The organism is Pseudarthrobacter sp. TE9888 (assembly GCF_056279345.1).
This window is the reverse complement of the sequence record NZ_JBWBRD010000002.1, coordinates 2,992,305-3,010,667: the sequence shown is the minus strand read 5'-3', so window position 1 is coordinate 3,010,667 and position 18,363 is coordinate 2,992,305. Positions and strand designations below refer to the sequence as shown.

The 18,363-nt window shown below is 68.6% G+C and carries 20 protein-coding genes; 3 read left to right on the top strand and 17 right to left on the bottom strand.

Annotation, left to right across the window (positions count from 1 at the left end; genetic code table 11):
* Positions 1-31: 31 nt before the first annotated feature.
* Together dapA and ACZ9J7_RS14500 are read right to left on the bottom strand one after the other, a co-directional pair.
* The gene (gene dapA / locus ACZ9J7_RS14505; RefSeq protein ID WP_457949351.1) at positions 32-940 is read right to left on the bottom strand and encodes a 4-hydroxy-tetrahydrodipicolinate synthase; all 909 of its coding nucleotides are present in this window, start codon (positions 938-940) and stop codon (positions 32-34) included.
* Positions 941-998: 58 nt separating this feature from the next.
* Complete coding sequence (locus ACZ9J7_RS14500; protein WP_476210354.1) at positions 999-1,487, bottom strand: hypothetical protein; 489 nt, start codon at positions 1,485-1,487, stop codon at positions 999-1,001.
* A gap of 163 nt (positions 1,488-1,650) precedes the next feature.
* Here ACZ9J7_RS14500 and ACZ9J7_RS14495 point away from each other — a divergent pair, with 163 nt between their 5' ends.
* On the top strand, positions 1,651-2,886 hold the full coding sequence (locus ACZ9J7_RS14495) for a heparan-alpha-glucosaminide N-acetyltransferase domain-containing protein (protein WP_476210352.1): 1,236 nt from the start codon (positions 1,651-1,653) through the stop codon (positions 2,884-2,886).
* Between the two features lie 127 nt (positions 2,887-3,013).
* Here the strand turns inward: ACZ9J7_RS14495 and ACZ9J7_RS14490 are convergent, their stop codons facing one another.
* The 8 genes from ACZ9J7_RS14490 to ACZ9J7_RS14455 form a co-directional block, all read right to left on the bottom strand.
* Positions 3,014-3,967 carry a TM2 domain-containing protein gene (locus ACZ9J7_RS14490; RefSeq protein WP_476210350.1) on the bottom strand — a complete coding sequence of 318 codons (954 nt, stop codon included), beginning with the start codon at positions 3,965-3,967 and terminating at the stop codon, positions 3,014-3,016.
* Positions 3,968-4,330: 363 nt separating this feature from the next.
* Positions 4,331-4,804 (bottom strand): hypothetical protein, encoded by a 474-nt coding sequence (locus ACZ9J7_RS14485; protein ID WP_141160970.1) that lies wholly within the window; start codon positions 4,802-4,804, stop codon positions 4,331-4,333.
* 3 nt (positions 4,805-4,807) lie between these two features.
* A complete protein-coding gene (gene dapB, locus ACZ9J7_RS14480) occupies positions 4,808-5,578 on the bottom strand; it encodes a 4-hydroxy-tetrahydrodipicolinate reductase (protein ID WP_476210348.1) in 771 nt (256 codons plus the stop codon).
* Between the two features lie 87 nt (positions 5,579-5,665).
* Complete coding sequence (locus ACZ9J7_RS14475) at positions 5,666-6,130, bottom strand: molybdenum cofactor biosynthesis protein MoaE (RefSeq protein ID WP_476210346.1); 465 nt, start codon at positions 6,128-6,130, stop codon at positions 5,666-5,668.
* On the bottom strand, positions 6,120-6,650 hold the full coding sequence (locus tag ACZ9J7_RS14470; protein WP_476210344.1) for a MogA/MoaB family molybdenum cofactor biosynthesis protein: 531 nt from the start codon (positions 6,648-6,650) through the stop codon (positions 6,120-6,122). The genes ACZ9J7_RS14475 and ACZ9J7_RS14470 overlap by 11 nt, the downstream gene beginning before the upstream one ends.
* A complete protein-coding gene (moaC, locus tag ACZ9J7_RS14465; RefSeq protein ID WP_476210342.1) occupies positions 6,647-7,138 on the bottom strand; it encodes a cyclic pyranopterin monophosphate synthase MoaC in 492 nt (163 codons plus the stop codon). Before moaC ends, ACZ9J7_RS14470 begins: the two co-directional genes overlap by 4 nt.
* Positions 7,126-8,370, bottom strand: coding sequence for a molybdopterin molybdotransferase MoeA (locus ACZ9J7_RS14460; protein ID WP_476210341.1), 1,245 nt, complete (start codon positions 8,368-8,370; stop codon positions 7,126-7,128). The genes moaC and ACZ9J7_RS14460 overlap by 13 nt, the downstream gene beginning before the upstream one ends.
* Positions 8,371-8,393: 23 nt before the next feature.
* The gene (locus ACZ9J7_RS14455) at positions 8,394-10,049 is read right to left on the bottom strand and encodes a molybdopterin-dependent oxidoreductase (RefSeq protein WP_476210339.1); all 1,656 of its coding nucleotides are present in this window, start codon (positions 10,047-10,049) and stop codon (positions 8,394-8,396) included.
* Between the two features lie 106 nt (positions 10,050-10,155).
* Between ACZ9J7_RS14455 and moaA the strand changes: the two genes are divergently transcribed.
* Positions 10,156-11,283, top strand: a complete 1,128-nt coding sequence (gene moaA / locus ACZ9J7_RS14450) for a GTP 3',8-cyclase MoaA (protein WP_476210337.1) — start codon at positions 10,156-10,158, stop codon at positions 11,281-11,283.
* Positions 11,284-11,288: 5 nt separating this feature from the next.
* Entirely contained in the window at positions 11,289-11,555 is a 267-nt protein-coding gene (locus ACZ9J7_RS14445) for a MoaD/ThiS family protein (protein WP_476210335.1), read from the top strand.
* A 28-nt stretch (positions 11,556-11,583) separates the two neighbouring features.
* Here ACZ9J7_RS14445 and ACZ9J7_RS14440 read toward each other — a convergent pair whose 3' ends face one another.
* Genes ACZ9J7_RS14440 through ACZ9J7_RS14410 form a run of 7 tightly spaced genes read right to left on the bottom strand, consistent with a single transcriptional unit; the run spans position 11,584 to position 18,360 of the window.
* Complete coding sequence (locus ACZ9J7_RS14440) at positions 11,584-12,489, bottom strand: alpha/beta hydrolase (RefSeq protein WP_476210333.1); 906 nt, start codon at positions 12,487-12,489, stop codon at positions 11,584-11,586.
* Positions 12,486-13,145 carry a TetR/AcrR family transcriptional regulator gene (locus ACZ9J7_RS14435; protein WP_476210331.1) on the bottom strand — a complete coding sequence of 220 codons (660 nt, stop codon included), beginning with the start codon at positions 13,143-13,145 and terminating at the stop codon, positions 12,486-12,488. Before ACZ9J7_RS14435 ends, ACZ9J7_RS14440 begins: the two co-directional genes overlap by 4 nt.
* Positions 13,142-14,737 (bottom strand): class I adenylate-forming enzyme family protein, encoded by a 1,596-nt coding sequence (locus ACZ9J7_RS14430; RefSeq protein ID WP_476210329.1) that lies wholly within the window; start codon positions 14,735-14,737, stop codon positions 13,142-13,144. The genes ACZ9J7_RS14435 and ACZ9J7_RS14430 overlap by 4 nt, the downstream gene beginning before the upstream one ends.
* A complete protein-coding gene (locus ACZ9J7_RS14425) occupies positions 14,734-15,957 on the bottom strand; it encodes a branched-chain amino acid ABC transporter permease (RefSeq protein ID WP_476210327.1) in 1,224 nt (407 codons plus the stop codon). The genes ACZ9J7_RS14430 and ACZ9J7_RS14425 overlap by 4 nt, the downstream gene beginning before the upstream one ends.
* On the bottom strand, positions 15,954-16,829 hold the full coding sequence (locus tag ACZ9J7_RS14420; RefSeq protein ID WP_476210325.1) for a branched-chain amino acid ABC transporter permease: 876 nt from the start codon (positions 16,827-16,829) through the stop codon (positions 15,954-15,956). Before ACZ9J7_RS14420 ends, ACZ9J7_RS14425 begins: the two co-directional genes overlap by 4 nt.
* The gene (locus ACZ9J7_RS14415; protein WP_476210323.1) at positions 16,826-17,599 is read right to left on the bottom strand and encodes an ABC transporter ATP-binding protein; all 774 of its coding nucleotides are present in this window, start codon (positions 17,597-17,599) and stop codon (positions 16,826-16,828) included. Before ACZ9J7_RS14415 ends, ACZ9J7_RS14420 begins: the two co-directional genes overlap by 4 nt.
* Positions 17,596-18,360, bottom strand: a complete 765-nt coding sequence (locus tag ACZ9J7_RS14410) for an ABC transporter ATP-binding protein (RefSeq protein WP_476210321.1) — start codon at positions 18,358-18,360, stop codon at positions 17,596-17,598. The genes ACZ9J7_RS14415 and ACZ9J7_RS14410 overlap by 4 nt, the downstream gene beginning before the upstream one ends.
* Positions 18,361-18,363 lie beyond the last annotated feature (3 nt).

Sequence of the window (18,363 nt, the reverse complement as noted above, 5' to 3'; positions counted from 1 at the left end):
CTTTCCAGGCGGAAGGGTGCCGGTCTTAGCCTCAGGAGAAGACCAGCCCCGCTTCCGCCAAATCCCCGCGGATGGTTTCGATCTCGGTTTCGTCCGGCTCCACGAGGGGCAAACGGACAATCGAGTTGGGCAGGACTCCCTGCCATTTAAGAATCTGTTTGGCCGCCACGGCCCCCTGGACGCGGGTCATGGTGGCACGGACTACGGGCTGCAGCTCGAAGTTGATCTTGCGGGCAGTCCCAAGGTCATTGGCGTTGACGGCGTCGATGAGCTCGCGGAAGCGGCGGGTGGCGACGTGGGTGGTGACCCCCACCAGTCCGACGGCGCCCAGCGCCATCCAGGGAAGGGTCAGCCCGTCGTCGCCCGAGTAGAACAGGAGGTCGGTTTCGGCCATGACGCGGGTGGCTGCGGCGAGGTCCGCCTTGGCGTCCTTGACGGCGACGATGTTGGGGTGCTGGGCCAGCCGGATCATGGTGTCGGGCTCAATCGGAATGGAGGACCGGCCGGGGATGTCGTAGAGCATGACGGGGACGTCCACGGCGGAGGCGATGGTCTCGAAGTGCGCGCGGACGCCGGCCTGGCTGGGCTTGTTGTAGTAAGGGGTCACCAGGAGGAGGCCGTCGACGCCGAGGGCGGCTGCCTGCTGGGAAAGGTGCACCGAGTGCGCGGTGTCGTTTGTGCCGGTACCGGCAATGATGGCCGCGCGGCCGCCCACGGCATCCTTGACGGCGCGGAACATGCCGAGGTTCTCTTCGTCTGTCAGCGTGGAGGTTTCGCCGGTGGTACCGGTGACCACCAGGCCGTCGCAACCGTCGTCGACCAGTTTGCTGGCCAGCGCTGCCGCCTGGTCGTAGTCCACTGCGCCGTCCTTGGTGAACGGCGTGACCATGGCGGTCAGGAGGGTACCGAGGGCAGGGATGTGCGCGGAAGAGTCAGCCATGGAAAAAACGTTACCCTGTCCCCGGCTGGTTAGGACAATGCCACGGGCGTGACGAGCGTCAAATACCCGGCCGCCCCGGCCGCGGCGCGTCCGCACCGGCATGGCAGTAGCGGCCGACGGCGGACTGGCGCAGGCCCTCTGCCCATGATGCGAGCCGCTGCGCCGCCCGCACATAGTGGAACAACTCCGTGGGCGTCAGCGCATCAAGGTCCGTTTCAGCAAGCCGGCGGGCCAGTTCCGCCCCTTCGGGCTGGGCGGCCAGGCTGATGCCCTCCCGTTCCCATGCCACGTCTTCGGCCGGCCGGCCGGAAACAAGCTGGCGGAACAGGTAATCCACCACTCCCGGACTCATCGCCCTCAGGGGACCGCCGCCGGAGCCGCTATCCACCGCCGGCTGGGTGGTGGGGCCAATACTGCGCGGCTGGCCGGCGGACTGCTGCTTGTCCGCCGGCAGGCTGCCAGGACGCGCGGCCCCGGGCCGCCCGGGTCCATGCTGCTGGAGCCCCTGCTCCCGGGGTACGGGGATTCCTGCTGGTCTGATCTCCATGGCCACCATGATATTCGAACATATATTCGAAAACAAGAATGTCCGGACTCCCCTTGGATGGCGCGTTGTTGCCGGGACGTGCCGGCCTTCCCGGATCTCCGGGCCGGGTCCTGCCTGTTGCTGTGACAAGCTGCGCCGGCGGCGCATGTGAGACGATCTGGTCATGACGTCCCGATCCCCGGCCACCCGGTCCCGCAAGGCCCCTGGAAGCCGGCAACCGGGGCGTCTTCGGGGCATCGACGCCGCCCGGGGCGTGGCCCTGCTGGGCATGATGGCCACCCACCTCCTGCCCACCTTCGAATCGGATGCAAACCTGACGCCGACCTGGATCGGCCTCACCTTCTCCGGCCGGGCCGCTGCCCTCTTCGCCGTGCTGGCCGGCGTGGGGCTCGCCCTCTCCACCGGGAAAAACACTCCGCTCGAGGGTGCCCAACTCTCCGCCGCCCGGCGCGGCGTGGCACTGCGCGCCCTGGTGGTTGCCGCCGTCGGACTTACCCTGGGCGGCCTGGAAGTGAATGTGGCCATCATCCTGGTCCACTACGCCATGCTGTTCCTGTGCATCCTGCCTTTCCTGGGGCTCGGGGTGAAGCCGCTGTGCGCGTGGGCCGCGGGTTGGATCCTTGCGTCGCCGGTGCTGGCGTATCTCCTGCGGCCCTGGCTCCTTGCCCCCGAGCCGCCGCTGAAACTGGGCCACAACCCCGCATGGGAGGACCTGGGTACGCCTTCACGGCTGCTCGCGGATGTCTTCTTCACCGGCTACTACCCCGTGTTCCAGTGGCTGTCCTACCTGCTGGTGGGACTGGTGATCGGCCGCCTGGTCCTCACCAAAGCCGTCATCCCGGTGCTGCTGCTGGCAGGGGGAACCGGGGTGGCAGCGGCGGCCAAGGCCCTGGGTACGGCGGCCATGGAGGACTGGGGCGGCCGTGCAGCGCTGGAGCAGGTCCTCAACGCTCCGGGGTACCCGCTGGGCAGCGTCCTGCAGGTCAACCTGACCGGCATCCAGCAGGAGGGCTCCTGGTGGTGGCTGGCGTCAGCGGCACCGCATTCGGGAACCCCGCTCGACCTGCTCCATACCTCGGCGGTGGCCGCTGCCGTCATCGGCGCCGGCCTGCTCCTGGAGCGGCTGGCCGATTGGGTCGACCTGGACCTGCTGCTGCCGTTGCGCGGGGCCGGCGCCATGACGCTGACCCTGTACACCGTGCACGTCTGGGTTGTCTCCGGCTTCTACCTCAAGCCCCTTCCCTCCGGCTGGACCGAGGACGGGATGTTCTTTGCCCAGGCGGCCACCGCTGTCACGATCGGCATCGTTTTCGCCCGGCTGCGGTGGCGCGGGCCGCTGGAGTGGGTGGGCCATACGGCGTCCCTGGTGGGCCGGGGAGGCTTCAAAGCCCTGCAGTGAGCCGTCCCCGCGACGGGAACTGCGCGCAGCTTCGCCCGGCAACTTCCGTGGAAACGACAAGGAACCCGCGGCGTCACCATGTGGGTGGCGCCGCGGGTCCCCTTGTTTTGCCGTTGCTTGGATCCGGCTAGTTCACCGTGGGGGTGAGAGTGCCGGCGGGGTCGCCGTAGTCGTCATTGATGACAACCTTGACAGGGCCCTTCTTTACGTCGAACGCAATGACCCCTTTGCGGGCGTCGCCTGCGCCGACCTGGTCGGTGGGCAGGGCCCCCAGCCCGTCCTCCAGGTAGACCAGTTCGCCTTCCTTGCCGTCGGCGTCGTAGACCTTGAAGTTGGAGGGGCTGGAGAAGCTGGTGCCGGTCAGGGCCTCCCAGGAGACGTTGAGGGCGAGGAAGCCGCCGTTTTTCGGCACCAGGTAGTCCATGCCCGGGATCTCGGGGGTGTAGAGGGAATCGAGGACGCTGATCTTCGCGGTGTTGCCCTCAGACACGGTGGCCACGACTGAGTCAGCGCCGGCCGCTGATCCGTTGGACGGCGCCGGGGCGGCCTGCGACGCTGACGGGAGGCCGGGAGAAATGGGAACCTTCCGTGCATCGACAGCCGCGCCAATCATGGCCATGGAAGCGATGATCAGCAGGATGGAAGTGATGATGCTCACCAGCCAGAGGATGCCGGTGATGATCCAGGCCTTCTTCTTGTTCTCCGGGTAGCCCTCCAGCGGGCGGCCTTCCTTGTCCCTGGTGTTCCCCGTCAGGGTCATGATCAGGTCAACGAGGGCCCAGACGCCAAGGCCGCCGGCGGTCAAGAGCTTGGCGACACCCGAGCCGGTCTTGCCCAGGTAGAAGCGGTCCGCACCGAACGTTCCCAGCAGGAGGGACAGGATCCAGGTGGTGATGAAGGACTTTCCGGGGCCGCCGGGGTAGAAAGCTGTGCCGTGGGGTCCGGGCTGGTATTCCCCCTGCGGACCTGCAGGGTACTGCCCCTGGAAATTGGGCTGTCCGCCGTAGGGGGATGGTGCCGGTGGAATGGGTGGCGCGGCCGGTCCGTTGTGGGGCGGCTGGGGCAAATTTGGGTGGCTCATTGATGGTCCTTCTGGTCAGAAGTGGGGTGCGGTGCGGGTGCGGGACGCAGGGCGCGGCTGGGCCCAGGGGCAACTGTGGGCGCGCCGGGAAGCCCCCGGCGGCCCGGTGGGGAGGAGCGAAGAGGGTGGGGCTGAAGTGCCGGCCGGCCGATGGGCGGGGTCCGTGATCCTAGGCCTGAAGAGTCCGGACCGTGGCGCAGACATGGCCAGCCTCATGCTTTCCCCCAAAGCTAAAGAGTGTTTACTAAATCAACCTACCGTGGGCGGCGCCGGACCGCGATGGGCAGAAATACCCATGGCACTTAGGTCCGGGCAACCGCGAGGCCGGGCCCGGGCCCGGGCCCGGGCCGGCACCGGGCAGTATCAGGAGGCGGCGGTGAAGAGCTTCACGGCGTCACGCATGGACGCCCGCGCACGTTTGCGGTCGCCGGCCGCGTCGTAGGCACAGCTGAGGCGGAACCAGGAACGCCAGTCGTTGGGGGCGGCTTCGGCTTCGGCCCGGTACTTTTCAAACTCCGCATCTGCCGCGGCCCGGACGATCCGGCCGCCAGGCGTGCGTGGGAGCTCATCGACGGGCAGCCCGCCTTCGGCTTCCAGGACTTTGGCCATCTGCTCGGTGCGGGCGCCGAACATGAGCTCGCGGATCAGGGCCCAGGCACCCACCACCGGCAGCACCAGGTAGGCGGCGCCGATGGCCTTGGCCGTGAGGTTGCTATCGGTCAGGAGCAGGAGGGAACGCTGGAAGGAGACCACCAGGTAGAAGACCAGCAGAAGCGTCACCGCGCCCACCCAGATCTTGGTGCGGTTTTTCCGGAAACCGGCAAGCAGACCGTTCATGGCCTAGAGTCCCAGGTCCAGGTACCCGTCCAGGCCCACTGTCAGGCCCGGGTGTGCCGCAACGTTGCGCACCCCTAGGAGCACGCCGGGCATGAAGGAGGCGCGGTCGAAGGAATCGTGGCGGAGGGTCAGCTGCTCCCCCGGACCGCCCAGGAGCACTTCCTGGTGTGCCACCAGGCCGCGCAGCCGGACGCTGTGGACCCGGACGCCGTCTACCTCGCAGCCGCGGGCCCCGGCACGCTCGCTGGTGGTGGCATCCGGGCTGGGCGGCACCTGCGCCGCCGTGCGCTCGGCGGCGATCAGCTGGGCCGTGCGGACAGCGGTGCCGGACGGGGCGTCAACCTTGTCCGGGTGGTGCAATTCGATGATCTCCACCGATTCGAAGTACTTCGATGCCTTTGCCGCGAAGGCCGAGGCCAGGACCGAGCCCAGGGCGAAGTTGGGGGCAATGAGGACGCCGGTTTCCGGGTGTCCTGCCAGCAAAGACTCCAGGGCAGACAGGCGTCCCGCGTCCCAGCCGGTGGTGCCCACCACGGCGTGGATGCCGTGCTCGACGGCGAAGCGGACGTTGGCTTCGGTGCTTTCGGGAACCGTCAGGTCCACCACATACTGGGCGCCCGAGGCGGCCAGCTGCTCCAGCGAGTCACCCCGTCCCAGGGCTGCGACGAGCTTCATGTCGGGTGCGGCGTCGACGGCTTTGACGGCTTCGGCGCCCATGCGTCCGTTGGCGCCAAGGACGGCCACCAGCTTGGGAACGGAGTGTTGTTCGGTCATGCCGTTAACCCTACCGGCGGGACCGGCGCGCGCAGGAACCGGGCGGCGTGCGTTACCTCGCACCCGGGGGCCGTCCGGGCAGCAGCGTCAGCTGCCTGCGCCGACCCATTCGACGGTGCCGTCCGAGAAGAACTGTTCCTTCCAAATGGGTACCTGTTCCTTGATGCGGTCCACCAGCTCGGAGCAGACGGCGAAGGCCTGGCCGCGGTGCGCGGCGGACACCGCGCACACTAGGGCCGGATCCCCGATCTCCAGCATCCCGATCCGGTGCGCGGCCCAGATCCGGACGGGCTGTCCGGGCCCGGCACCGGCTTCGGCGTTCTGTTCGGCAACCAGGCGCGCGACGACGTCGGCCATCACCTGGTGCGCCGTGGGGTGCGCACTGTAGCTGAGGCGCTCAACAGCCTTGCCGCCGTCGTGGTTGCGCACCACGCCGCTGAAGCTGACCACGGCGCCGGCCGTCTCGCTTTCCACGGCTGCAATCGCCTGGTCAACGGAGATGGGCTCGGCGCTCAGGACCGCGCTGACTACTTCGAATGCTTCAGTGCCCATGTCCGCCCTCCAGTTGGTCGCAAAGATGCCCGATGAGCGGGTCCAGGACGCCCAGGCCGTCCATGACGCCCTTCGGCGAGCCGGGCAGGTTCACGATGAACGTGCGTCCCGCGGCGCCGGCGTACCCCCGGCTCAGGGCGGCGAACGGCGTTTTGGCGGCGCCGGCCCGCCGGATGGCCTCCATGATTCCGGGGATTTCCCGGTCCAGCAGGGGCAGGGTGACCTCGGGTGTCCGGTCGTCCGGGCTGAGGCCGGTGCCGCCGCTGGTGATGACGACGGCGGGGTGCTGGGTAAGGAGCGCCCGGACGGCTGCGCCCGCGGGGTCGCCGTCGGGGACCACCATGGCGGGGAACACGTCAAAACCGTGTTCGGTGAGCCAGTCGGTGATCACGGGCCCGGTTTCGTCGTCGTAGATGCCGGCGGCGGCGCGGGTGGACGCGATGACGACGCCGGCTTTGCGTCCCTGCACATCGCCGTGCCGGTGCGGTTCGGGAACCCGAAGGGTGTTGGGGGTGGTCACAGGGCCCAGTCTCCGCTCTTGCCGCCGCTCTTGGCCAGCACCTTGATGTCCGTGAGGACGGCGTGTTTGTCCACGGCCTTGATCATGTCGTAGACGCTCAGCGCAGCTACGGACGCCGCTGTCAGGGCTTCCATCTCCACCCCGGTAACGCCCCGTGTCTTGACGGTGGAGCTGATGGCGACGGCATCCTCGCCAAGGTCAAAATCGACCGTCACCTTGGACAACGGCAGCGGATGGCACAGCGGAATCAGGTCCGGGGTCTTCTTGGCGGCCATGATGCCTGCCACGCGCGCAACGGCCAAGGCATCCCCCTTGGGGAGCCCGCCGGTGCCCAGGAGCCGCATCACCTCCGGTGTGGTCCGGACCGTGGCGGTGGCCGTCGCCTCGCGGGTTGTTTCTGCCTTGGCGGAAACATCCACCATCTGGGCGCTGCCGTCCTGGCGCAGGTGCGTCAGTGCGGGGGTCTGTTCTGCGTTCACAGCATCCATACTTCCACCTCGTCGCCGGCGGCGAGCTCCGTTACGCCAACGGGGACGTGGACCAGTGCGTTCGACCCCGCGAGCGCGTGCATCAGGTGCGAGCCCTCGCCGCCCTCCAGTTGCACGGTCCCGCCGGGCTGCAGGCTTCCACGCCGGACCTGGTGCTTCTGCCCGGGGGAGTTCAGGGGCTGGGTCAGGCGGGCGCGCAGGGGCAGCCGGGGCGTCGGCGCCCCGAGCAAAGCCGACAGGGCCGGGCGAAGGAACATCTCGAAGGAGACCAGGCAGCTGACCGGGTTGCCGGGAAACCCCAGGAAGGGAACGCCGTCGAACAGTCCTATCCCCTGGGGGCCGCCCGGCTGCATGGCGACGTGGAGGAACTCGACCGGTTGCTCCGCCATGGCCTGGCGCACCACCTCATACGCGCCCTTACTGACCCCGCCCGTGGTCACGATCAGGTCCACGTCATGGCCCCGGGTCCGCAGCAGCGCCTGGAGTTCTGCGGGGTTGTCAGTGGAGAGGCCTGCGCGCCGGACGTTGAGTCCCGCCTGCTGCATGGCGGCTTCCAGGAGGGTTCCGTTGGAGTCGTAGATCTTGCCCTGCGGCAGTGGTTGTCCCGGTTCAACTACCTCGTCCCCCGTGGTGACAAGCAGGACGGACACTGCCCGGTACACCTCCACTTCAGCCACGCCGAGGGCTGCGAGGAGTCCCAGCTGCGCCGGTCCCAGGCACGTTCCGGCGGCCAGGGCCCGCTCCCCCGCCGCGATGTCGCTGCCGGCGGCACGCACGTAGGTCCCCGGAACGGTTGCGGGCAGCGTCACCAGACCGCCGATGCCCTCCGCGCGGAAGTGGTCCGGCACCGCTTTTTCGATAGGTACGACGGCGTCGGCCCCCTCCGGGATCATGGCACCGGTCATGATGGGCGCCGCGGTCCCTGGCTGGAGCGGCTGCGGGCTTGACCCGGCAGGCACGGGCTGCGCGATGCGCACGTCGGTTCCGCCGTCGGGAATGTCCGTGGAACGGACGGCGTACCCGTCCATTTGGGAGTTCGCGAAAGGAGGAAGGCTGATGGGCGCCAGTAAGCCGTGCACCAGCGCCCGGCCGTGCGCATCGAAGAGGGGAAGGACTTCAACGCGGGACTCTGCCGCCAGCCCGGCCAGGAGGTGCGTAACCGCCGCCAGATGCTCAGCAACGGAGCGGGCGTGGTGGGCCGGGCCTGCTTTGCCGTGGGGGTGGCTGGTCATGGGTACGCCTTTGGTCGCGGCCGTCAGGATTTCACGTCCACTCTAACGGTGTGGAATCCCGTGGCTCCGTCCGGTGCCGGAGGCCGCGCGGTTTCGTCCTGGGGCACACCGTTGAGATCGATGGCGCGGACCTGCACCTCATACTGCCCCGGAGTGAGGTCCACGGCCAGCTTCCACTGGTACCAAGTATCAACGGAGATGCCCGGGGCCAGTTCGGCTTCCCGCCACGGCCCCCGGTTGAGCCGCAGTTCCACCTTTTGGATTCCGGTGTGCTGGGCCCAGGCAACCCCGGCCAGGAGGACGGTTCCTGCACTGACTGGACGCCCGCTGCGGGGCACGTCGATGCGTGACGACGTCTTGATGGGACCGCGCGCGGACCAGCCCCGCGGTGTCCAGTACCCGGAGTCCTGCGCAAACGTGGTGATTTTCAGTTCGGTGACCCATTTGGTGGCGGACACGTAACCGTAGAGGCCGGGGACCACCAGGCGGACCGGGAATCCGTGCTCCAGCGGCAAGGGTTCACCGCTCATGCCCACGGCAAGGAGCGCGTCCCTGCCGTCGTCGGTGAGGACCTCCAGCGGCGTTCCGGCCGTCCAGCCGTCGGCGCTCCGGGAGAGGACCATGTCTGCCCCCGGCTGGGGAACCGCAAGGGCCAGCAGTTCGCGGACCGGCCAGCCGAGCCACCGGGCGTTGCCGATCAGGTCCCCGCCCACGTCATTGGACACACAGGCAATGGTGATGTGGCGTTCCACAAGGGGCTTCCCCAGGAGGTCGGCGAAGGAGAGCTGGACTTCCCGGGCCACCATTCCGGAGACTTTCAGGACCCAGGCCTCCGGGTTGACCGTGGGAACAGCCAGGGCTGTGTCGATCCGGTAGAAACCAGGGTTGGGGGTGACCAGCGGCGGCAGGCCGGGAACGCCCGGCTCTGCGGCGGCGGGAATAGGCGGTGCCGCCGACGCAGGAGCCGGCAGGGTGATCCGTGCCCTGGCTTCGGTGGCGGCGATGGCAGCTCCGCGCCAGAATGCCGCCAGCACTCCTCCCAGGGCGGAGGCGGCGGAGGTGGCGGCGAGAGCCTGGAGGAAACTGCGGCGGGAACCGGCGGCGGTTCCTCCGGGCCCTGCTTCCCCCGGAGCGGAGCCTTCCCAGGACTGCAGCCGCCGGACCAGGAGACGCAACAGCACGACGGCGCCCGCCGCGGCCAGGACCGGAAGTACGGGGGCCAAGGGGGTCACCTGGGACCGGGTGAGGACCGCAGCCAGTCCTGCCACCCCAAAAATCCCCATCACCGCGGCCCCGGCAAACCGGCGGCGGAGCTCAAGGACCCCTGCCAAGGCCGCCAGCGCGCCAATGGCCATCCCCATGCCCGCCAGGAGGGCGGCCTTGTCAGAGGTGCCAAAAAGGGAAATGGCCCAGTCCTTGACTCCGGGCGGGACAGCATCGATGACAGCGCCGCCCACTGCGGTCAGCGGCGAAAGCGATGGGCTGGCAAATCCCGCCAGCAGTTCCCCCGCCGCGACGCCGCCGGCGGCCGCTGCGATCCCGGCGGCCGCAGCCCACCGTGCCCCGGCGCGCGGGACTGGCCGGTGCGGGACTGCCTGGTGTTGGACGGAACTTTCCGCATGCTCCCCGGGGCCGGCGCCGTCGTCGTCCGCCCCGTGCTTTTGCGGGGAACTCTTCACAACATCCAGCATAGGTTCGCCGGCGGTCACCGGCGCAGGTTCCGTCCGGGGGTTCTGCGCTGGTCACAGGTGTGATGCACGGCGCAACGTGGCGTAGCCTGAAATCATGAGTGTCCAGCTAGGAATGCCGCAGCCGCGGGAGGAAGCAGCCCCTGCGCTGCCAGGCGTTCCGGCGCGCCGCCCCGCTGACGCGCCGGCCGGGCTGGCGGACCGGTATGGCCGCCGCGCCACGGACATGAGGCTGTCCCTGACGGACAAGTGCAATCTCCGCTGCACCTACTGCATGCCCGCGGAAGGCCTGGAATGGCTCGCCAAGCAGGCTGTGATGTCAGCGGGGGAAATCGTGCGGATCGTGAAGGTCGGCGTGGAGCAGCTGGGGGTCCGGGAGCTGCGGCTGACCGGTGGTGAACCGCTGGTCAGGCATGACCTGCTGGACATTATCGCTGCCCTCCGGGCCAACCACCCGGACCTGCCGATCTCCATGACCACCAACGGGGTGGGCCTGGCCAAAAAGGCTGCCGCGCTGAAGGATGCCGGGCTTACCCGCATCAATGTGTCGCTGGACTCACTCCATGAGGAGACGTTCACCAAACTGACCCGGCGCCCGTTCCTTGACCAGGTCCTCGCCGGCGTGGACGCCGCCTGGGCCGCCGGCCTGGGACCGGTCAAACTGAATGCGGTCCTGATGCGGGGCATCAACGACGCCGAGTCGCCGCAGCTGCTGGCCTGGGCGCTGGAGCGCGGGTACGAACTGCGGTTCATTGAGCAGATGCCGCTCGACGCCGATCACGGCTGGACCCGCCGGAACATGATCACCGCCGCCGAAATCCGCGCCCTGCTGTCCCGGGACTACGTCCTCACCCCCGATCCCAGGGCGCGTGACGGCGCCCCCGCGGAGCGGTTTGAGGTGCGACGGCGGCAGGAAGGTTCCTCCCATTCGGACAGTCCGGTGCTGGGAACCGTGGGGATTATCGCCTCGGTCACCGAACCCTTCTGTTCCGACTGCCGGCGCACCAGGATCACTGCCGAGGGCAAGATCATGAGCTGCCTGTTTTCCCGCGAGGAGTTCGACCTGCTGGGCCTGCTGCGCGCGGGAGCCGGCGACGACGAGCTGGCGCAGCGGTGGCAGGACGCCATGTGGATCAAACCAAAGGCCCACGGCATGGACCACGTGGGACTTGACGCCCCGGACTTCGTCCAGCCGGACCGCAGCATGAGCGCCATCGGGGGCTGACACGGATGCTTGTACGTTACTTTGCTGCCGCGCGCGCTGCCGCCGGCTCCGACGAAGAAACATTCCAGCTGCCGGAGGGCGCCACCGTGGCGGACCTGCTGGCAGCCGTGACCGCCGTCGAGCGTTCCGCGCCTCCGGCGGGTACGCCGCCGCTTCCCCGCCTCCTTGCCCGGAGCAGCTTCCTGCTCAATGAGGTGGCCGTGCGGGACCACGCAACCGTCCTTGGCCCCGATGACGTCGTGGACGTGCTGCCGCCCTTCGCGGGGGGCTGAAGCGGCCGGCCGGTGACCCGGCCGGCGCTCACTGTCCGGCCAGGGCCGCTCGGACGCTCTCCGCAACCGCTGCCGCTCCCGCCTCGCCCATGACGATGGTGTAGTGGTTCACGTCCGGCACCTGCCTGACCCGAAGGTTGGGGAGCTTTGCGGCCCATGACTCCAGGTAGCCGGGGGCGTAGAGGGCCGCCGGCTCATTCAGCAGCCCCCGCGGCGCCCGGAGGACTTCGGTGTCCACGGCAAGGTCCGCCAGCGCCTTCAGCAGTGACGCGCCGCGGTGGAGGTCCGCCGTGTCCTCCGCCATCGCCTCGTAGCGGGTGGCGGGCCGGAGTTCGGGTTCTTCACCAGTGAGGTCGTAGTCCACATAAGCGTCCACCAAGGGGCTCCAGTCGGAACTGAAGGCGGGGTGCTGCCGCCAGAAGGACCGGTAGACCTCGCGGTTCGGGAAGGTGGCATTCAGGCGTTCGGCCGCCGGGCCCAGGACCGAGGAGATGATCTCCTCGTCGCTCAATCCCGCCGGGACCTGAAGCGGCAGGCCCCCGTCCACCAGGACCAGCGAACGGACGAGCTCCGGGAAGAGATCCGCGAGGACCAGCGACGCGAAGCCTCCCATGGAGTGTCCCACCACGACGACGGGTCCCTCCGCCAGTTCCCCAAGGACCGCTGCCAGGTCCTGCGCATGGGAGGTCATCCCGTAGGGTCCGGGCAGCTGGTTGCTTTGGCCGCGTCCGCGCAGGTCCGGCGCGATGATCCGGACGTCGGGCAGGGCGGCGGCGAGGTACGCCCATGACTTGTGCGAGGCGGTGACGCCGTGCACGGCAAGGATGGCCGGAGCGGCAGGATCATCCGGCCCCCAGATGGCGGTATGCAGTGTTCCGCCGCGCACCGCAACGTCCGCCGTGCGGTAAGTTTCCTGGCTGGTTGTCCGGGTCATGGCAACGTCCCTTCCTGGGGCGGGGTGGAGGTGGGGCGGGTATCAGGGGCGAGGCCCCGTTCGATGAACTGCATCATTTCTTCAAACACTTCTTCGGGCACCTCGGGCCTGGCTCCCTCGACCGGCGGTGCGCCTTCCTCATCCCACAGGACCCAGCGCATGCCGATCAGTTCGCCGATTCCCATGAGGGCCCAGGCCGCGACGGTGGGGTCCATGTCCCTGACTTCGCCGCCTGCCTGCGCCGATTTCAAACCCTCGATGTAGCCGTTGACGATCCGGGTGTAGTGCAGCCGCAAAGCGCCCGGGGAGACAAACTCGGCCTGCCGGATGATCCGGTACAGTGCAGGGTGCTGGGCCGTGAACCGGAAGAACGCACGGAACCCGGCCCGTTCCGCCTCCATCCGGCTGGGGGCGTTCCGTGCCGCGTCGGTCATTGCGTGCCTGACCCTGCGGTTGAGGTCCTCCACCACTTCATCGAAGATGGCCTGCTTGCCGTCGAAATACAGGTAGAACGTGCCCAGTCCCACGCCGGCCGCCTCCGTGATTTTCACGATGGAGGCCTCGTGGTAGCCCACCGAGGCGAAGACTGCCTCAGCCGCCTCCAGCAGCTTGGCCCGGGTCCGGTTCCCCCTGGCGGTGCGCGGCGCCGTGCTCATGGCCGGCTTCCCGCCGCGGGTTCAAGTCCCGGTGCGGGACGCCCGGCCAACTCCTGGCGCAATTTGGCGCGCAGCACCTTGTTCAGGGCTGTCCGTGGCAGGGCGGCGACCATCTCGATCCGGGCGGGGACCTTGAAGCGGGCCAGCAGCGAGCTGCAGTGCTCCAGCAGTTCCTGTTCGTCCGTGACCATGCCCGGACGGACCACCACGAAGGCAAGGCCGGTTTCACCCCAGCGGGCATCCTCCACCCCGACCACGGCGGCCTGTTCCACGGCAGGGTGGCCGAGGAGGACAGCCTCGACTTCGGATGGTGCCACGTTCTCCCCACCCGAAATGTAGATGTCCTTGAGCCGGTCCACCACCCTGATGTAGCCCTCGGCGTCCCGTTCCACGAGGTCGCCGGTGTGCAGCCAGCCGCCGGCCAGGACGGCGGCCGTGGCCGCAGGATCGCGGAAGTAGCCGGCAAACACGCCCGGACCACCGACCAGCAGCTCGCCGGCAGCCGCGCCCGCCAGGATCTCCCCGGTGGCCGGGTCCGCCACGGCCACTGAGACATGGGGGTAGGGCTTGCCCGAATAGCCCACCATCCGTTCGGCATCCTCATTCGCCAGGCATAGCACGTTCGGGGACGCCTCCGTGAGGCCGTAGCCCTGGCTCAGCGCCACTCCCCTGCGGTGCCAGATCCGCAGGAGCGGCGCCGGCATGGGCGCGCCACCCACCACGGCGTGCCGGAGGCTGCCCAGTTCGGCGGAGGAAAAGTCAGGATGCTCGGCGAGCATCAGGTACTGCGTGGGCACCCCCATCAGCATGGTGACGCGGCGTTCGGGGATCAGCTGCAGGACCCGGCCGGGATCGAAACCGCGTTCCAGGACCACGGTGGCGCCAACCCACCAGGCCAGCAGCGGCTGGATGTTCCAGCCCCCCACGTGGAATTGCGGCAGTACGGCCAGGACCACATCGCTGCTGCCCATGTCCAGGGTGCGTGAGAGGGACAGGTTGTTCCAGAAACAGTTGGCATGGGTCAGGACTGCTGCTTTGCTGGCCCCCTCCGTGCCGGAGGTGAACACCATCAGCAGGGCGTCGTCGTCGTGCACGTCCTGCCGCACAGTGGTTTCCGGTGCCGGCGCCACCCGCGTGGGCGGCGGCACGGATTTTTCCACCCCGCCCGGTCCCAGCGACGCGGTACGGGGCCGGTGCGGGAGCAGGGCGCATGCCGCCGCGCCCAGCGCCGCAAGGTCATCCTCCACGAGCAGCAGTTGGGGCTCGGCCACCTCGAGTTGCAGGGCCAGTTCCCTGGGCGCGAGCCGCCAGGACAGCGGAACCAGGACCAGTCCTGCCTTGGCGCACGCGAAGAAAGCCACCACGTGGTCCGAGCTGTTGCCGGTCAGGGTCGCTACGCGGTCACCGATCCGGTAACCGGCCGAGCGCAGGCCGGCAGCGAGGTTGGCCGCGCGGCGCTCCAGCTCGCTGTACGCCAGTGTGCAGCCGCGGTCGTCGATGGCGATCCGGTTGGGGGTGGCGGCGCTGCGGTCCGTGGTCCAGCGGCCCAAGGTGTGGAGCCCTTCGGAGGTGGGCAAGGTTGGTTTGGTCATGCAGCGTCCTCCAGGATGTCGCGCGGGGTTTCGGTGCCGGCGCCTGCCTGCGGGCCGCGGCGCCGCCGTGCCAGCCGTTCGGCGGTTCCCGCCAGGCCTCCGGGCAGGAAGAGCACCACGAGGATGAAGAGCGTGCCGAGGATGAATAACGGTTCTGACAACGGTACCCGCAGGATGTCCGGCAGGGATTTGATGCCTTCCGAGTTGGCCAGCGCGGTGAGGCGCTGGTCGAGGATCGTGTAGAACACCCCGCCCACCACCGCGCCCCAGCGGGAGCCCACCCCGCCAAGGACCACCATGACCAGCAGCGTGATGGTCAGGTCGGACGAGACTGCGCGGGGAATGGCACCGCTTTGGAGGAGCAGGAAGACCATCCCGATCACGCACACCAGGACCGCGGAGACGACAAAGACCAGCAGCTTGACCAGATACGGCTGGAGGCCAAGGACGCGGACGCGCAGCTCGTTCTCCCGGACGGCGGCGGCCGCGTGGCCGGCCCGGGACGACTGCACCCAGGTAACCACCACGAATACGGCCACCAGCACGGCCAGCGCCAGCCAATACAGGTTGCGGGTGTTGACCACGCCCACCAGGAAGTCCGGCAGGTTGTCGGTGCGCAGCGTCAGTCCCTCGTCACCCCCGGTGCGGCCGTCGGGATTGCGCCCCACTATGACCGAGCCGGCCTGGGCGAAGGCGAGGGTGACCATGGCGAAGGGGATGCCGCTGACGCGCAGGCTGATGCTCCCCACGACGTGGGCCAGCACGATGACCACCAGCAGGGTGAGCCCCATGGCGGGCAGGAGCGGGATGTCGAGGTTCTGCAGGATGATGGCCAGCCCGTACACCCCGGCGCCGAAGTAGAGTGCGTGCCCGAAGGAGAGCAGGCCGGCAACGCCGAGGAGCAGGTGGTAGGTCAGCGCGGCCGCGGCCATCAGCATGCACATGGCCAGCAGCTGCAGGGACCCGGGCGTATAGGTGGGACCCGGCAGCACACCCGGCAGCGAAATGTTCAGCAGCGGCAGCAGGACCAGGAGCAGCACTCCCGCCACGCTCCCGGCCCATGCTGCGACGCCGCGGCCGGTGAGGCCGGGCCGCCCGGAATCCGGTGTCCCGCCGGGCGAACCCGCGGCACGTCCGCGCCGGCGTTTGGCCGGCTGGAGCGCGGTGCTGCCTCCCGTCGCCGGGCCGCCGGTGCTGTTGGTGTCGGTATCGGTGCTCATGCGGTTCTCCCAAGCAGGCCGGTGGGACGGAAGAGCAGCACCAGCGCCAGCGCCAGCACGACGACGAAGTCACCGGTGCCGCCCAGGTAGAAGTTGGCGAACTGCTGCAGGACGGCGACGACGACGGCGGCGATCGCCGCGCCGGTCAGCGAGCCCAGGCCACCGATCACCGTGACGATGAAGGCGAAGATCAGCAGCGAACCGCCGAGCATCGGTGAGACGTAGCCGAAATAGTGCGAGGCGAGGACCCCGCCCAGCCCCGCGGCCGCCCCGCCGATGGTGAAGACCAGGGTGAAGGCCTTGCGGACATCGATGCCAAGGGCGGTGACCATGGACCGATTTTCGACGCCGGCGCGGATGATCATGCCGTACCTGGTCTTCTTCAGGAAGAACACCAGGGCCAGCAGCACCAGGGCGGCCGCAACGATACAGACGAACCGGTCGTTGGGAATGCGGGCACCAAGGATGTCCGTAGTGTCCTTGAACCAGGCCGGCCCCTGGATGTAGACGGGGTCCGTTCCCCAGATGCCGTCGAAGAGGGCTACTGCGGCAAGCGACAGGCCCACGGTGACCAGGACCTGCTCGATGTGCCGCTGGTACAGCCGGCGGATCAGGACGAACTCGGTGAAGGCGGCAAAGACCGCCCCTGCGGCGGCTCCGATTGCCAGGGACAGCAGGAACGTTCCCCAGTTGTCGGCGCCGGCCCGGCGGGCAATTTCCCAGCCGGTGAACGCACCAAGGGTCAGGAAGGCACCGTGCGCGAAGTTGAGCACGCCCATCAGCCCGTATATCAGGGAGAGACCGGCGGCGACGAGGAAATACAGTGCCCCAAGGCCCAGGCCGGTGAACGTCAGCAGGATGACGGTGCTCATTGCGCAGCCCCTCTCCGGACCGGGTCCCCCTGGGCCGCCGCGTCGGCGGAGACACCAAGATGCCTGTGGATCAGGCCGGCGTCGTCGAGGAAGTCACGGGCCGGGCCGGTGTGGACCACCCGTCCGCCGGAGAGCACGACGGCGCCGCCGGCGAGCTGGCGGACGACGTGCAGGTTCTGCTCGACGAGCAGGATGGGGACGGTCCTGGCGGCTTCGGCGAGGGTCTCCGCCACTTCGCCCACGATCTTTGGGGCGAGGCCCTTGGTCGGTTCATCAACCAGCAGGACCTTGTTGGTGTTCAGGAGGGCGCGGGCCAGGGAGACCATCTGCTGCTGGCCGCCGGACAGTGTTCCGGCCATTTGGCCGGAGCGGGCCAGCAGATCCGGGAAGAGTTCCTCCACCAGTTGCCTGCGCGGGGCGGCATCGCGTTCGGCGAGCCGAAGGTTCTCCGCAACCGTCAGTTTGGAGAAGACTTCACGGTCCTCCGGAACATAGCCCACGCCGCGCTTGATGATTTTGAAGGTGGCGTCCTTGTCTATCCGCTCACCACCCAGTTCCACCACGCCGCTGCGGTCAATCAGGCCGATGATGGCCTTGATGGTGCTGGTCTTGCCCACGCCATTGCGGCCCAGCAGGGCGGTGATGCCTGTGGCCGGCACGGAGAAGGACACATCTTCGACCACCTGCTGCCCGGCGATCCTGGCACTGAGGCCCGCAACCCTGAGGATGGGTGTCGCTTCTCCGGCGGCAGGGCCCGTGGCGGTGTTCATACGGTTTCTCCGAGGTAGGCGCTTTGGACTGTGGGGTTGGCCATGACGGCGTCCGGGGTGTCCAGGGCCAACAGGCTGCCGTGGTGCATCACGGCAACCCGGTCCACCAGGCCCAGCACCACGTCCATGTGGTGCTCCACCATCAGGACCGTGCAGCCGCGGTCCCGGTGCATTCCCCTGATGATTGCCGCCAGGGACGGAACATCCCCCGATGCCACTCCGGCCATCGGTTCATCCAGCAGCACCACGGTGGGATCGGTGGCCAGGAGCACGGCGATCTCCACCTTTCGCTTGTCGCCGTGCGACAAGTCTCCCGCCGCCGTCGCCAATTTCCCGGTGAGCCCCACCTCGGCGATGGTGCCGCGGGCAATCCGGGTTGCCTGGTCCGTGGCCGAGGGAAACCGCAGGATGCTGAAACTGCCCCCGAGTTTTGCCTGGGCCGCCAGCCGGACGTTCTCCAGCACGCTGAGCCTCGGGAAGAGATTGGAAGTCTGGAAAGTCCGTCCCAGCCCTGCCGAGGCCCGGCGGTGGATTGGCGCGGCCGTGATCTCCCTGCCGTTCAGCGTGATGCTGCCTGCCGTGGGCCGCAGGACGCCGGAAATCAGGTTGAACAAGGTGGTCTTGCCGGCCCCGTTGGGGCCGATCACGCCGATCATTTCACCGGCGTCGACGGTGAAGTCCACATCCTGCAGGATGCGTGCACCACCGATCTGGAGACCGAGGCCGTCCACCGCCAGGGCGGGCAGGGCTGGGGTTGCCATCCG

What these genes read in the sequence shown, in the direction of transcription:
- dapA (WP_457949351.1), bottom strand. Translation starts at nt 940, where the DNA reads ATGGCTGACTCTTCCGCGCACATCCCTGCCCTCGGTACCCTCCTGACC.
- ACZ9J7_RS14500 (WP_476210354.1), bottom strand. Translation starts at nt 1,487, where the DNA reads ATGGAGATCAGACCAGCAGGAATCCCCGTACCCCGGGAGCAGGGGCTC.
- ACZ9J7_RS14495 (WP_476210352.1), top strand. Translation starts at nt 1,651, where the DNA reads ATGACGTCCCGATCCCCGGCCACCCGGTCCCGCAAGGCCCCTGGAAGC.
- ACZ9J7_RS14490 (WP_476210350.1), bottom strand. Translation starts at nt 3,967, where the DNA reads ATGAGCCACCCAAATTTGCCCCAGCCGCCCCACAACGGACCGGCCGCG.
- ACZ9J7_RS14485 (WP_141160970.1), bottom strand. Translation starts at nt 4,804, where the DNA reads ATGAACGGTCTGCTTGCCGGTTTCCGGAAAAACCGCACCAAGATCTGG.
- dapB (WP_476210348.1), bottom strand. Translation starts at nt 5,578, where the DNA reads ATGACCGAACAACACTCCGTTCCCAAGCTGGTGGCCGTCCTTGGCGCC.
- ACZ9J7_RS14475 (WP_476210346.1), bottom strand. Translation starts at nt 6,130, where the DNA reads ATGGGCACTGAAGCATTCGAAGTAGTCAGCGCGGTCCTGAGCGCCGAG.
- moaC (WP_476210342.1), bottom strand. Translation starts at nt 7,138, where the DNA reads ATGGATGCTGTGAACGCAGAACAGACCCCCGCACTGACGCACCTGCGC.
- ACZ9J7_RS14460 (WP_476210341.1), bottom strand. Translation starts at nt 8,370, where the DNA reads ATGACCAGCCACCCCCACGGCAAAGCAGGCCCGGCCCACCACGCCCGC.
- moaA (WP_476210337.1), top strand. Translation starts at nt 10,156, where the DNA reads ATGAGTGTCCAGCTAGGAATGCCGCAGCCGCGGGAGGAAGCAGCCCCT.
- ACZ9J7_RS14445 (WP_476210335.1), top strand. Translation starts at nt 11,289, where the DNA reads ATGCTTGTACGTTACTTTGCTGCCGCGCGCGCTGCCGCCGGCTCCGAC.
- ACZ9J7_RS14440 (WP_476210333.1), bottom strand. Translation starts at nt 12,489, where the DNA reads ATGACCCGGACAACCAGCCAGGAAACTTACCGCACGGCGGACGTTGCG.
- ACZ9J7_RS14435 (WP_476210331.1), bottom strand. Translation starts at nt 13,145, where the DNA reads ATGAGCACGGCGCCGCGCACCGCCAGGGGGAACCGGACCCGGGCCAAG.
- ACZ9J7_RS14430 (WP_476210329.1), bottom strand. Translation starts at nt 14,737, where the DNA reads ATGACCAAACCAACCTTGCCCACCTCCGAAGGGCTCCACACCTTGGGC.
- ACZ9J7_RS14425 (WP_476210327.1), bottom strand. Translation starts at nt 15,957, where the DNA reads ATGAGCACCGATACCGACACCAACAGCACCGGCGGCCCGGCGACGGGA.
- ACZ9J7_RS14420 (WP_476210325.1), bottom strand. Translation starts at nt 16,829, where the DNA reads ATGAGCACCGTCATCCTGCTGACGTTCACCGGCCTGGGCCTTGGGGCA.
- ACZ9J7_RS14415 (WP_476210323.1), bottom strand. Translation starts at nt 17,599, where the DNA reads ATGAACACCGCCACGGGCCCTGCCGCCGGAGAAGCGACACCCATCCTC.
- ACZ9J7_RS14410 (WP_476210321.1), bottom strand. Translation starts at nt 18,360, where the DNA reads ATGGCAACCCCAGCCCTGCCCGCCCTGGCGGTGGACGGCCTCGGTCTC.